The 13,386-nt window shown below is 72.7% G+C and carries 9 protein-coding genes and 1 pseudogene; 9 read left to right on the forward strand and 1 reads right to left on the reverse strand.

Annotation, left to right across the window (positions count from 1 at the left end; translation table 11 throughout):
- The first annotated feature begins 165 nt into the window (after positions 1–165).
- Together rnhB and AC3CH1_RS21535 are read left to right on the forward strand one after the other, a co-directional pair.
- Positions 166–875: pseudogene (gene rnhB / locus AC3CH1_RS21530) on the forward strand (ribonuclease HII).
- A 62-nt stretch (positions 876–937) separates the two neighbouring features.
- On the forward strand, positions 938–1,597 hold the full coding sequence (locus AC3CH1_RS21535) for a hypothetical protein (RefSeq protein ID WP_488464379.1): 660 nt from the start codon (positions 938–940) through the stop codon (positions 1,595–1,597).
- 123 nt (positions 1,598–1,720) lie between these two features.
- On the opposite strand, the gene AC3CH1_RS21540 is transcribed toward AC3CH1_RS21535, so the two are convergent.
- Positions 1,721–2,362, reverse strand: a complete 642-nt coding sequence (locus AC3CH1_RS21540; RefSeq protein ID WP_488464380.1) for a hypothetical protein — start codon at positions 2,360–2,362, stop codon at positions 1,721–1,723.
- A gap of 305 nt (positions 2,363–2,667) precedes the next feature.
- Here AC3CH1_RS21540 and AC3CH1_RS21545 point away from each other — a divergent pair, with 305 nt between their 5' ends.
- The 7 genes from AC3CH1_RS21545 (at position 2,668) to AC3CH1_RS21575 (ending at position 13,246) form a co-directional block, all read left to right on the forward strand.
- Positions 2,668–4,827, forward strand: coding sequence for a RecQ family ATP-dependent DNA helicase (locus AC3CH1_RS21545; protein ID WP_488464381.1), 2,160 nt, complete (start codon positions 2,668–2,670; stop codon positions 4,825–4,827).
- Between the two features lie 312 nt (positions 4,828–5,139).
- Positions 5,140–6,516: a DUF4192 domain-containing protein gene (locus tag AC3CH1_RS21550; RefSeq protein ID WP_488464382.1), complete on the forward strand. Its 1,377-nt coding sequence runs from the start codon at positions 5,140–5,142 to the stop codon at positions 6,514–6,516.
- Positions 6,517–6,712: 196 nt separating this feature from the next.
- The gene (locus AC3CH1_RS21555) at positions 6,713–7,471 is read left to right on the forward strand and encodes an NUDIX hydrolase (protein WP_488464383.1); all 759 of its coding nucleotides are present in this window, start codon (positions 6,713–6,715) and stop codon (positions 7,469–7,471) included.
- 144 nt (positions 7,472–7,615) lie between these two features.
- Positions 7,616–9,361 (forward strand): ATP-binding cassette domain-containing protein, encoded by a 1,746-nt coding sequence (locus AC3CH1_RS21560; RefSeq protein ID WP_488464384.1) that lies wholly within the window; start codon positions 7,616–7,618, stop codon positions 9,359–9,361.
- A gap of 181 nt (positions 9,362–9,542) precedes the next feature.
- On the forward strand, positions 9,543–10,409 hold the full coding sequence (locus tag AC3CH1_RS21565) for a FadR/GntR family transcriptional regulator (RefSeq protein WP_488464461.1): 867 nt from the start codon (positions 9,543–9,545) through the stop codon (positions 10,407–10,409).
- 323 nt (positions 10,410–10,732) lie between these two features.
- Positions 10,733–12,280 carry an RNA polymerase sigma factor gene (locus AC3CH1_RS21570; protein ID WP_488464385.1) on the forward strand — a complete coding sequence of 516 codons (1,548 nt, stop codon included), beginning with the start codon at positions 10,733–10,735 and terminating at the stop codon, positions 12,278–12,280.
- 135 nt (positions 12,281–12,415) lie between these two features.
- Entirely contained in the window at positions 12,416–13,246 is an 831-nt protein-coding gene (locus AC3CH1_RS21575; RefSeq protein ID WP_488464386.1) for a S1 family peptidase, read from the forward strand.
- Positions 13,247–13,386 lie beyond the last annotated feature (140 nt).

A 13,386-nucleotide genomic window follows, 5' to 3' on the forward strand; every position in this document is an offset into this window, starting at 1 on the left:
TGAGCTCACGGGATCAGGGGGCCGCACCCGCGGCTCCAGGGGGTCCGGCCCCACGGGCCAGGGAGGTCGGCGGGACCTCGGATCCGCCTTCGCCGACTGATTCGCAGGACGCACGGCGCCCCGGGGTGTTGTTGCCGAGGCTCTCGGCGTACGCTGGCTGGCGACATGCCGTACGAACCACCCACGCACACCGTCGAGCGCTCACTTCGCGCTACCACCGGTGCCAGGACCGTCGCCGGTGTCGATGAGGTCGGACGCGGAGCGTGGGCCGGACCCGTCACCGTGTGCGCGGCGGTCACCGGTCTGCGGCGACCGCCCGAAGGCCTCACCGATTCCAAGCTGTTGACCCCCGGCGACGCGCCGAGCTCGCTCCCGTGCTGCGGAGCTGGGTCACCGCCTACGCGCTGGGCGACGCCTCGCCGCAGGAGATCGACGACCTCGGAATGACCGCCGCCCTCCGGCTCGCCGCCGTGCGCGCCCTGGAGGGGCTGCCGGTGCGCCCCGACGCGGTGATACTCGACGGCAAGCACGACTATCTGGGCGTTCCCTGGAAGGTCCGTACCGTGATCAAGGGCGATCAGTCCTGTGTCGCGGTCGCGGCTGCCTCCGTGATCGCCAAGGTGCACCGTGACCGGATGATGGCCGAGCTGGGCGCCGCGTCCGAGGACTGCGCCGACTTCGCCTTCGGTGCCAACGCGGGGTATCCCTCGCCCGTGCACCGGGCCGCGCTGGAGCAGCGGGGGCCCACGGCCCATCACCGCCTCTCCTGGGCGTATCTGGACGCGCTGCCCCGGTGGCAGCACCTGAAGAAGGTCCGTTTTTCCGCCGAGGCGGCCGCACTCGAAAGCGGGGGCCAGCTCGGCTTCGAATTCTGATCGCGCACACGCGCCCCTCTCACCGACGCCGACGACATCGGCGTTCGCCCCAGACCACCTTCATGCCTCTGATCTCCGAGGAGCCTCAGATTCCCGAGAGCGCCCAGGGTCCCCGCGTCACTCCGGCCGCCGGCCGCACCGCGCCGACCCCCCGTCCCGTACCCGGTCCGCGTTCCGCGGCCACCCCGCGACCCGGTCGTCCGGGTCCCGGCCCCGCGCGCCCCGCGCCCCCGGCGCAGCGCGCCCAGCCCGCCCCCGCGGCACCCGCCCCCGCGGCACCCGCCGCTCCGGCGCCGGCCCCCGCCCGTCCCGAGCCGACGGAGAATCGTTCCGCGCCGCAGGTCCAGCTGATCCCGGCCCCGGCGGCCGGAGCACTCGACGCGGCCGAGGAAGCGGTCGACCTGCTGCTGGAGTCCGGTCGCGCACCGGGCGACATCCTGGTGCTCACCACCGGCGAGCAGCACCCGTGGGCCGCCCACGAGCTGTCCTTCGGCGAAGCCGCGTACTGGGCCCAGCACGACGCGGGCGACGACGTCTTCTTCGCCGACATCTCCGCGGCTGACCGGGCCACATCCCGGCCCGTGGTCGTCGTCGCCGTCAACGACGACGCGGACCCGGCCGTGGCCCGTACCCTGCCCGTCGCGCGTGACCGCGCGGCCGCGCTGCTGATCGTCTGCGGAGAACCGCAGACGGTCGACTCCGCACTCGGCGCCGGGGTCTGAGCACACCCACCGGTGCTCCCGGCCGCCCCACGGGCGGGCGGGGGCACCACCGCCGGTCGCCCGGCCACGACGGGGACCGACCGGTGGTCGACCGGTGCTGTCCGGCAGGTGCGCCGTGCCCGCTCAGCGGGCCGCGGTGCGCCGCAGCGCCTCCGCCGCTCCGCCGCCCGACCGCGTCGGCGTGGTCCGGTGCTCGACGACGGCGTCGGCCAGGAGCTCCGGCTCCGACAGCGAACTGGGCCGCCGCCCGCCCCTTCCCTCGCCGAGCACCTGCCAGCCCCCACGGGTGAGCGTGATGTAGGCGCCGCAGCGGAGGCCGTGCAGGGTGCAGGCGTCCCGCAGACCCCACATCCACGCACCGTCCTCCTCGGTCCAGCGTTCGTCGCCGTCGCGGCAGTACAGAAGCACGGCCGTACGGACCGGTGTGCGGCGTCGCAGATCGTGCGGGAGGACGCGCCGCAGCTGAGCCAGCAGGGCGTTGCGGAACTCCCAGCCGTCCGCGGCCACCGTCGACCGGCGGGCGAACGAGGCGCTCGCCGTGAGCCGTTCCTCATGATCGAGGACCGCGACCACGGCGGTGGCCGGGGTCGGTCGGTGCCGGGAGTGCAGTCCGCTGACGACCTCCCGGGGACTCCGGAGCAGGGGTATGCCCGCCGAGGCCCACTCCGCTGGTTCGAGCATCCGGGCAAGGCGGTTGTCGGAGTCTGCGGAAACCGAGGACGCCGCTGTCGAAGTGGCTGTGGACGGGGCGAATCCGAAGGTCACGGTCCTCCCTTCGCTACGCGCCCACGGTGCGGGCAGGGTCGAATGAGGGCGCGCCGCGGCACAGCCCTTCCGGGCCCGATGAGGAACTGTGCGGGGGCAGCTCCAATTCTCCCTGGCCTACCGGCAGGCGGCAACGAGCAATTGCTGTGGCTGACGGGAATCAGCCGGAATGACACTGATATCCCTGCCCATGCCCGCCCGGGATGACTCCTTCCGCCACCCCTGAATCGCGAGGACCAGCAGAAACACCGTCGTCGCGGTGGGTGGATTCGCTGATTGTCAGTCCCATCGGGTTGCATGGAGGCATGGACACCCTGGAGCTCCGCACCGAAGCCGACGCCATCCTCGCTGAGCTGGTCGGTGCGCCCGGAGGGTCGGCGCGGCTGCGGGAGGACCAGTGGCAGGCGGTGGCGGCCCTGGTGGAGGAGCGCCGTCGCGCGCTGGTGGTCCAGCGCACGGGGTGGGGGAAGTCCGCGGTGTATTTCGTGGCCACCGCGCTGCTGCGGCGGCGCGGAGCCGGCCCGACGGTGATCATCTCGCCGCTCTTGGCGTTGATGCGCAACCAGGTCGAGTCGGCGGCGCGGGCAGGCATCCAGGCACGCACCATCAACTCGGCCAACCCCGAGGAGTGGGAAACGATCTACGGGGAGGTGGAGCGCGGCGAGACCGACGTTCTCCTGGTGAGCCCGGAGCGCCTCAATTCCGTGGACTTCCGTGATCAGGTGCTGCCCAAGCTCGCGGCGACGACCGGCCTGCTGGTGGTCGACGAGGCACACTGCATTTCCGACTGGGGCCATGATTTCCGGCCCGACTACCGTCGCCTGCGCACGATGCTCGCGGAGCTGCCGGCGGGAGTACCCGTGCTCGCCACCACCGCCACGGCGAACGCGCGGGTGACCGCGGACGTGGCGGAGCAACTGGGCACCGGGGGCGGGGACGCGTTGGTGCTGCGGGGACCGCTGGACCGCGAGAGCCTGCGGCTGGGCGTGCTGGAGCTGCCGAACGCGGCGCACCGGCTCGCGTGGCTGGGGCAGCGGCTGGGGGATCTGCAGGGTTCGGGGATCATCTACACGCTGACGGTGGCGGCGGCGGAGGAGGTCGCCGCGTTCCTGCGGCAGCGCGGATACCCCGTGGCCTCGTACACGGGGAAGACGGAGAACGCCGACCGGTTGCGGGCGGAGGAGGATCTGCTGGCGAATCGGGTGAAGGCCCTGGTGGCGACCTCAGCGCTGGGGATGGGTTTCGACAAGCCGGACCTCGGCTTCGTGGTGCACCTCGGATCACCCTCGTCGCCGATCGCCTATTACCAGCAGGTGGGGCGTGCCGGGCGCGGCGTGGACCATGCCGATGTCCTGCTGCTTCCGGGCAGGGAGGACGAGGCGATCTGGGCGTATTTCGCTTCGGTGGGCTTCCCGCCCGAGGAGCAGGTGCGGCGCACCCTGGACGTGCTGGGGCAGGCGGGCCGTCCGTTGTCGCTGCCGGCGCTGGAGCCGTTGGTGGATCTTCGGCGCTCGCGTCTGGAGACGATGCTGAAGGTCCTGGACGTGGACGGTGCGGTCAAGCGCGTGAAGGGTGGCTGGACCGCGACGGGACAGCCGTGGGCGTATGACGCGGAGCGGTACGCGTGGGTCGCGAAGCAGCGGGCGGCGGAGCAGCAGGCGATGCGGGACTACGTGGCGACCACGGGGTGCCGCATGGAGTTCCTGCAGCGGCAGCTCGACGACGAGAAGGCGGTGCCGTGCGGCCGCTGCGACACCTGCGCCGGCCCCTGGCTGGACCCGGCCGTCTCCTCCTCGGCCCTCTCGGCGGCGACAGGCGAGCTGGACCGGCCGGGCGTGGAGGTCGAGCCCCGCAAGATGTGGCCGACGGGCCTTGCCTCGGTAGGCATGGACCTGAAGGGCCGAATCCCCGCGGGGCAGCAGGCGATGACGGGACGTGCGCTGGGGAGGCTGTCCGACATCGGTTGGGGCAACCGGCTGCGCCCGCTCCTGTCGGCGCAGGCGGCGGACGGGCCGGTCCCTGACGACGTGCTGAACGCCGTGGTGGCGGTGCTGGCGGACTGGGCCCGCTCGCCGGGCGGCTGGGCCGGCGGATCTCCCGACGCGGTGGCGCGCCCCGTGGGGGTGGTCGTCGTGCCGTCACGCACCCGCCCCCAACTGGTCACCTCCCTGGGCGAGGGCGTGGCCCGGGTCGGGAGGCTCCCGCTTTTGGGCAGCCTGGCCTACACCCCGCATGCCGACGAGCACGCCGCGCACCGCAGCAACTCCGCCCAGCGGCTGCGCGCCCTGGCCGACTCGTTCACGGTGCCCGCCGAACTCGCCGCCGCGCTGGCCGAAGCCCATGGACCGGTTCTGCTCGTCGACGACTCCACGGACTCCGGCTGGACCCTCGCCGTGGGCGCGCGCCTGCTCCGTCAGGCCGGCGCCGATCAGGTGCTCCCGCTGGTCCTGGCCGTGGCGGGCTAGGTCGAGCCCCGAGCGCCCTCCCGTCCGCGGCGCATGTCCATGAATGCTCCGATGTGATCAACGAATACACGCGGGTAATCGCTGATGGCATGGGCCGCTCGGGGGCGTTTCAAAGGTGCGGTACGGCAGTGGCGAACTACGGCGGGCCGAAACCGGGTTGATCCGGCCCGGGTGTGCTCGCCTCCAGGAGCCAGAGGCGCGCACCGGACCGAGCACAGCACGATAGTGCGCCCCGAGCGACGGGAGCGACCCCTGTGGATAACGTTATCCACAGGGGTCGCGGGGCGGGGCGGACTGAGGGACCGTCAAGGCATGAACAAGCACCATGAATCCACCGGCCCGGCCGCGGAGCAGCAGATCACCCTGCGCGGCCCCGCCGAGCTCGCCGACGCCCTCCCGTATCTGATGGGCTTTTATCCCAACGACAGCGTCGTGATGGTCGCCCTGCACGGCGGCCGGGGCCGGTTCGGCGGCCGGCTCCGTCTCGGAATTCCGCAGGCGCCCGGCGAATGGGGGCCGGTCGCCGACCAGTTGGCGGACTGCCTGGTATCGGGGAGCGAGCGTCGCGAAGGACGGCCCGACGCGATCGTGATCTTCCTCTGCCAGGACTCTCCGGACGGGGCGGGCGGCAGGCTCACCATGGAGCGGCTCAGGCCATTCGCGCAGCGCCTGCGCACGGCGTGCGGAGCACTCGACGTTCCCGTCCTCGAAGCGCTCTGCATCTCCGACGGCCGCTACTGGTCCTACTGCTGCCCCGACCCCCGGTGCTGCCCCGACCAGGGAAGTCCCCTGGCCATGCCCGGCACCACGGTGATGGCCGCGGCGGCCGCCTACGCGGGCGTCCATGTGCGGGGCACGCTGCGCGACATGGAGGCGCGGCTGAGGCCCTGGCGGGCCCCGGCAGCGGTGACCGCGCAGGAGGAGGCCCTGGACAGGGCAGGGCCCGCGCTGATCCCGCGGCTCCTCGACGAGCGGGCCCGGGAGGAGGTCGCGGCGGACACCCTCCGGCTGGCGCGCACCCTCATGGGCCGCATCGAGGAGACACAGCCCGCACCGCCCGCGCTCTCGGACGCCGGGGACGACCAGTTGATCGGCCCCGACGAGGCCGCGGCCGTCATCCTCGGGCTCCAGGACCGGGAGACCCGGGACAGGGCCGCCTCCTGGATGGAGGGGGCGGAAGCGCAAGCGGCCCTGCGGCTCTGGCGGACGCTGGCGCGGCGTTGCGTTGGACCCTACGGGGAGCACGCCGCCGCCCCGCTCACTCTGGCGGGCTGGGTCTCCTGGTCCACGGGCGACGAGCCGGGCGCGCGGGTCGCCCTGACGCTGGCGCTGCGCGCCGATCCCGGCTACACGTTCGCGCAGTTGCTGCACCGGGCCTGCAACGAAGGGCTCGACCCGGAGGCTCTGCGCCGCTGCTTGCGCGAGGCCGCGGAGGAGGCGAGCCCCGACGCCCGGGCCGTGCGGGCGGTGACGGACACCGCCGCCGACCGGGGCGCCACCTCGCTGCGCGTCCGCAAGGTCCGCCCGCTGCCGGACGGGGGCCGGCGGCGCGGGCGCGCTCACCGGCGCCCGGGTGCGGGGCGGGTGAAGCCGTCACCCGCTTCGGCCCGTCCCCGGACCTCGGTGGCCGGACGGCGGTCGCACGAGGCCCGGCGGCACGGGCGACGCGGCAGCAGGGCGCGGAGGTGACCCGGGTGCGAGCCGCGAAACCGCCGGGGCGAGTCCGCCCCGGGCTGCCGGCCGGCCGTCTGCTCCGGCCCGCCGACTGCCGGAATCCGGGCCACCGTCCCACTGATCGCCACGCATCCGAGATCAAGGAGCCCCGACTGATCACGAGCATGCCGAAGGGAGTGTTTATCGTCAGGAAGACGACTATGATCGCGGCATGCCGCCCTACGACCCGTCGACCTTCCCGCCCTTCGCTGTCACCGTCGACCTGGTCGTGCTCACGGTGCGCCGTCACGCCCTCTGCGCGTTGGTCGTCCGCCGCGGAGAGACCCCGTTCCAGGGCAGATGGGCGCTGCCCGGAGGTTTCGTCAGGATGGACGAGGACCTGGGGTCCGCGGCGGCGCGTGAACTCGTCGAGGAAACCGGCCTCAGCGCGCACGACCCGGCGAGACCGGCCGCGGGCAACGGGGCCCATCTGGAGCAGTTGGCCACGTACGGAGATCCGGCGCGCGACCCCCGGATGCGGGTGGTCAGCGTCGCCCACCTCGCCCTCGCGCCGGACCTGCCCGCACCCCGGGCGGGCGGCGATGCCAACAGCGCGCGCTGGGCGCCGGTCGAGGATCTGCTGCATCCCGGCGCCGGGCGTGAGGGCGAGCAGGCGGCGCCGCTGGCCTTCGACCACGCGCGGATCCTGGCCGACGGCGTGGAGCGCGCCCGCTCCAAGATCGAGTACTCCTCGCTGGCCACCGCGTTCTGTCCGCCGGAATTCACGGTCGGCGAGCTGCGCCGGGTGTACGAAGCGGTCTGGGGTGTGGTTCTCGACCCCCGTAACTTCCACCGCAAGGTCACCGGAACGCCCGGATTCCTGGTGCCTTCCGGTGGGACGACCACGCGTCAGGGAGGCCGGCCCGCGCAGTTGTTCCGGGCCGGGGCGGCCACGGTGCTCAATCCGCCGATGCTGCGACCCGAGGTCTGAGCCGCCGGGCGTTCCGCTGCGACGGCCCCGCGGAACGCCTGTCGACCCACCCCTGCGCCAAAAGTCTGAAATGTCGCGTTATGTTGCTGCGGTACCCCCTGCCGCCGAGCGGTCTCACCTTCCGCGAGAGACGCGAGAGAAGCGATGCTCCAGGCCATCGGACTCACCAGCACCCCCCGTCGCGACGCTCCGCCCGCCGTGAACGATCTGACCTTCGAGGCTCCCGCCGGCCGTGTCACGGCCCTGCTCGGCGCCCCCCGCTCGGGCAGGACCACGGCCCTGCGGCTCATGCTCGAACTGGACGCGGGGCGAGGCGTCGCCTACTTCCGGGGGCGGCCCCTGCACCGCATCGCCCACCCGGCACGGGAGGTGGGCGTACTGCTCGGCGACGTGCCGGGTCATCCCGCCCGGACCGCCCGGGGGCAGCTCCGTATGCTCTGCGCGGCCGCGGGCGCGCCCGCGACCAGGGCCGACGAGGTGCTCGAGGTCGTCGGTCTCGCCGGGCTCGGGGACCAGCGCCTGGGCGCCCTCTCGGTGGGGATGGACCGGCGGCTCGGCCTCGCCTCCGCGCTGCTCGGGGACCCCCACACCCTGATCCTGGACGAGCCGGCGGAGGGGCTGTCCCCGCGGGAGAACAGTTGGCTGTACGGGCTGCTGCGCGCCCACGCGGACCAAGGCGGCACGGTCCTCTACACCACCGGCGACCCCAAGGAGGCGGCCCGCACGGCCGACCGCGTCGTCACCATCGGCGGCGGGCGCCTCGTCGCGGACCAGGACGTCTCCGACTTCGCCCGCACCCGGCTCCGGGCCCGGGTCGCCGTCCGCACCCCGCACGCGGCCAGGCTGGCTGCCGTGGTCAGCCGGGAGGCCCGAGCCGCGCGGCGCTCCGTCGAGGTGGTCGAGGAGGCGAGCGGCCGGCTGACGGTGTACGGCAGCAGCTGCGCGGAGATCGGCGACACCGCGTACCGGCACGGCGTCCCCGTGCACCGGCTCGCCGACGAGATCGGCGACACCGGGCCGGCCGCCCCGGCCGCCCCGGCGGGAGCCGGGAGCGAGGAGCGGGGCGACTCGGCCGTCGCGCTGTCCGAGCTGCCACCCCCGATCCGGGTACGCCCCGCGCGCGGCCCCCTGCGCCCCCTCCGATACGAACTGCGACGCTCCCTGGGCGTCCGGACAACGACCATGATCATGGCGGCCGTTCTGGTGGTGTCGGCCGCGGTGTCCGTCCTGCTCGCCCGCACGGACGGCACCGCGCTGCCCCGTGTGCTCGCCGCGTGGCCCGCGCTCCTGCCGCTCCCTCCCGCCGCGCTCGGCGCGGGTCTGCTCGGGGCGCTGTCCTTCGGGGACGAGTTCCGATATCCGGCACTCGCCGCCGCGCGCGGCACCGTGCCCCGGCGGCTCGGTCTGCTGCTGGCCAAGCTCACCGTGACCGCGAGCTTCGCGCTGCTGCTCGCGGGCCTCGCCGTGGTGTGCGGAGCGCAGAGCCTCCGGCTCGTGTACGGGCCGGACTTGATCGAGATCCCCTCGAACGCCGTCGCGCTCGGTGCGAGTTGGGCGGGTCTGACGGTCGGCTGTGCCTGGGCCGGGCTGTTGGCCGCCGGTGTCTTCCGGGTGGCCGGGGCGGGGATCGCCGCGGTGCTGGCCGTTCCGGTACTCGTCGTTCCGCTGGTGCAGAAGCTCTTCGCGGCGCCGTCCGCGCGTTCGGTCGCCGGGCTCCCGGGGCGGCTGCGCGAGCTGGCCGGGTGGCAACTGCCGCAGCAGGCGGACCACTGGGTCCTGGCCGTCGCACGCGTGGTGGCGCAGCCCGTCGGCACCGCGCTCGCCCTGTCGTTGTCGGCCCTGATCTGCGCGTATCTGTTCACCAGCCTTCGGGGAAGGGCGCGTTGGTGATCGCGGTCGCCCCGCATCGAGGACAGGGGCCCGCAACTCCCTGAGAAATGACTGATTTGTGGGAATATGGCGTCAATTGCGGAGCGAGCGCCGATCACCCTTTCGTGTGCTTTTCACCAAAGACCTCAAGGGGTGGGCGAGCCGCGCCGACAAAGGATGCGTGAGTACCCTTGCGCACACCATGATGACCGCCGCCCGCACCGCCGATTCCGGCCTGGCCGGCTCGGGCGAACTCGACCGCTACCCCTATACGGAGGCGCCGGCCGGCGAGCGTGCCGCTTCCCGGGCCTGGGGTGGTTCCGATTCCGAGCTGGGGCGGGCGAGCCGACGCGGGTCTGCCAGCCGGGGGCGCGGTCTCCACGGCCAACTCGTCCAGCAGCTCGGCCAGATGATCGTCTCCGGTGACCTCGGCGCGGACCGCCCCCTCGTTCCCGAGGAGATCGGCCAGCGGTTCGAGGTGTCCCGCACCGTCGTACGCGAATCCCTGCGCGTCCTCGAAGCCAAGGGGCTCGTCAGCGCGCGCCCCAATGTGGGTACGAGGGTCCGCCCGGTCAGCGACTGGAACCTGCTGGATCCCGACATCATCGAATGGCGGGCCTTCGGTCCGCAGCGCGACGACCAGCGCCGTGAGCTGGCCGAGCTCCGCTGGACCATCGAACCGCTCGCGGCCCGACTCGCGGCCGGGCACGGCCGGGACGACCTTCAGCAGCGGCTCGGCGACATGGTGGAGATCATGGGGCACGCGATGGGGCAGGGGGACACGATCACCTTCTCCCGTGCCGACGCGGAGTTCCACGCGCTGCTCATCCAGGCGGCGGGCAATCGGATGCTCGAACACCTTTCCGGCATCGTCTCGGCCGCCCTTCATGTCTCCGGTGGTCCGGTCACCGGCTGTGACCGTCCGGGCGAGACCTCGCTCGGGCACCACGCGCGCATCGCCGACGCCCTGGCCTCCGGTGATTCCGGGGCAGCCGAGACGGCCATGCGCCAACTGCTCGTCGTCCACCCCGACGTCGAGCGTGTGGTTCCCGCGCCGCGCGAGCACTGACCGGGCGCGGCCGGGGTGAGTGGGCCCGGTGCCGCCGGACCTCACGGGTCCGGCGGCATAATTGTGGGGGGATGGCACCCTTGGCCCATTTCGTCGCGTATGAGGTGTGACTCGGGCCACGCGGATTGGCCGTAACACTCCTCGAAGCAGCGCGATGACTTAAGAGGTGAGCGTCGCGGAAGGAATACAGCAACCCTCGGGTGCGCTGTGCAGTTCTGAGGCCAAACCCGCGCCGTCGGCGACATCCCCAGCCGACGGTCGTCGGTTCCAGCCCTCTCCAGGGCCGGGCCGGAAGCCGTTTCCATCGTTCCGAGAGGTTGTTCGTGTCGGCCAGCACATCCCGTACGCTCCCGCCGGAGATCGCCGAGTCCGAGTCTGTGATGGCGCTCATCGAGCGGGGAAAGGCTGATGGGCAGATCGCCGGCGATGACGTGCGTCGGGCCTTCGAGGCTGACCAGATTCCGCCAACCCAGTGGAAGAACGTTCTGCGCAGCCTCAACCAGATCCTCGAGGAAGAGGGTGTGACGCTGATGGTCAGTGCCGCGGAGTCGCCGAAGCGCGCCCGCAAGAGCGTCGCAGCGAAGAGCCCGGTCAAGCGCACCGCCACCAAGACTGTCGCGGCCAAGACCACCGTGACCAGGACCGTCGCGGCCACCGCCGCCCCGGCGGTCGAGAGTGCGGACGCGGTGGCCGACGACGCCGTCGCGGCCGCTCCCGCCAAGAAGACGGTTGCCAAGAAGACGGCTGCCAAGAAGACCGCCGCGAAGAAGACGGCCGCCAAGAAGACGGCGGCGAAGAAGTCCGGCAAGCAGGACGACGAGATCCTCGACGGCGACGAGGCGGCCGAGGAAGTCAAGGCCGGCAAGGGCGAGGAAGAGGAGGGCGAGGGCGAGAACAAGGGCTTCGTCCTCTCCGACGACGACGAGGACGACGCACCCGCGCAGCAGGTCGCCGTCGCCGGCGCCACCGCCGACCCGGTCAAGGACTACCTGAAGCAGATCGGCAAGGTTCCCCTCCTCAACGCCGAGCAGGAGGTCGAACTCGCCAAGCGCATCGAGGCCGGCCTCTTCGCCGAGGACAAGCTGGCGAACGCCGACAAGCTCGCGCCGAAGCTCAAGCGCGAGCTGGAGATCATCGCCGAGGACGGCCGACGGGCCAAGAACCACCTTCTGGAGGCCAACCTCCGCCTGGTGGTCTCCCTGGCCAAGCGCTACACCGGTCGCGGCATGCTCTTCCTGGACCTGATCCAGGAGGGCAACCTCGGTCTGATCCGCGCGGTCGAGAAGTTCGACTACACCAAGGGCTACAAGTTCTCCACGTATGCCACCTGGTGGATCCGTCAGGCGATCACCCGCGCGATGGCCGACCAGGCCCGCACCATCCGTATCCCGGTGCACATGGTCGAGGTCATCAACAAGCTCGCGCGCGTGCAGCGCCAGATGCTCCAGGACCTGGGCCGCGAGCCCACCCCGGAGGAGCTGGCCAAGGAACTCGACATGACCCCCGAGAAGGTCATCGAGGTCCAGAAGTACGGTCGCGAGCCGATCTCGCTGCACACCCCGCTCGGCGAGGACGGCGACAGCGAGTTCGGTGACCTGATCGAGGACTCCGAGGCCGTCGTCCCGGCGGACGCGGTCAGCTTCACGCTCCTCCAGGAGCAGCTCCACTCCGTGCTCGACACGCTCTCCGAGCGTGAGGCCGGCGTGGTCTCGATGCGCTTCGGTCTCACCGACGGTCAGCCGAAGACGCTCGACGAGATCGGCAAGGTCTACGGCGTGACGCGTGAGCGCATCCGCCAGATCGAGTCGAAGACGATGTCGAAGCTTCGGCACCCGTCGCGGTCGCAGGTGCTGCGCGACTACCTCGACTAGATCGCGGAAGATTCACCGGCCGAGGGCCCGGAACCCCCCAGGGGATCCGGGCCCTCCGGCGTGTCCTCGGGTGCGGACGGTGACCGGCTGCATCACGCTGGGTGGACCGTTACCGCCTCAGCGTCAGGAGCCTCCATGCCCCGTTCCGTCGTCCGTGCCCTGACCGGGGCGCTCGCCCTGACCGCCGCCGCGACCGTGGCGCCCCTCGCCTCGCCCTCCGCGGCGGTCGCGGACAGCATCATCGTCGGCGGACAGCCCGCTCCGGTGGCGGACAGCCCCTGGGCGGTGGCGCTGTCGAGCCGGGACCGGTTCGGAGGGGCGCGCTCGGGACAGTTCTGTGGCGGCGTCGCCGTGGCGCCCACGAAGATCCTGACGGCCGCCCACTGTCTGAGTGACGAGGCGCTCGGCGGACCGGCGGAGCGGGTGAGGGATCTGCTGGTCATCGCCGGCCGGGAGCGGCTGAGTGACTCCGGCGGCCAGGAGATCCCGGTCCGGTCCATCTGGGTGAACCCGGCGTACGACCCCGCCTCCAACGCCGGCGACCTCGCGGTGCTGACCCTGTCCCGCGCGATGCCGAAGGGCGGCGTCATCCCGACGGCCAAGGGCGGCGACCCCGCCTACCGGGCCGGTACGGCGGCGGACGTCTACGGGTGGGGCGACACGACGGGGAGCGGCACGTACGCCTCCGTGCTGCGCTCCGCGCCGGTCCAGGTCCTGCCGGACAGCGACTGCGCGCGGGCCTACCCGGGCGGCCCGGAGGGCACGTACACGGCCTCGGCGATGCTCTGTGCGGGCGATCCGGCGGGTGGCAGGGATGCGTGCCAGGGCGACAGCGGCGGGCCGCTGGTGGCCCGTGGGCGGCTCATCGGGCTGGTGTCCTGGGGCGGCGGCTGCGGGCGCGCGGGCAGCCCGGGGGTGTACACACGGGTCTCCGCCGCGCTGGGCTGGGCCGAGGGCCGCATCTGACCCGCGGCAGGATCGTGCGCGGGCGGTGACTCCCCGCACCGTGTCCGCGCAGGGCCTCGCCGACGAGAACGGGCGGCTCCCCCCGGTGGGGGAGCCGCCCGTCGGCCGGTCCTGGACCGGCCCCTGGCTCGTCGTGGATG

This window comes from Streptomyces sp. MGP-P1, assembly GCF_057766565.1.

Coding starts and splice junctions, on each gene's coding strand:
- AC3CH1_RS21555 (WP_488464383.1), top strand. CDS start 6,713: ATGCCGCCCTACGACCCGTCGACCTTCCCGCCCTTCGCTGTCACCGTC.
- AC3CH1_RS21535 (WP_488464379.1), top strand. CDS start 938: ATGCCTCTGATCTCCGAGGAGCCTCAGATTCCCGAGAGCGCCCAGGGT.
- AC3CH1_RS21545 (WP_488464381.1), top strand. CDS start 2,668: ATGGACACCCTGGAGCTCCGCACCGAAGCCGACGCCATCCTCGCTGAG.
- AC3CH1_RS21560 (WP_488464384.1), top strand. CDS start 7,616: ATGCTCCAGGCCATCGGACTCACCAGCACCCCCCGTCGCGACGCTCCG.
- AC3CH1_RS21575 (WP_488464386.1), top strand. CDS start 12,416: ATGCCCCGTTCCGTCGTCCGTGCCCTGACCGGGGCGCTCGCCCTGACC.
- AC3CH1_RS21565 (WP_488464461.1), top strand. CDS start 9,543: ATGATGACCGCCGCCCGCACCGCCGATTCCGGCCTGGCCGGCTCGGGC.
- AC3CH1_RS21550 (WP_488464382.1), top strand. CDS start 5,140: ATGAACAAGCACCATGAATCCACCGGCCCGGCCGCGGAGCAGCAGATC.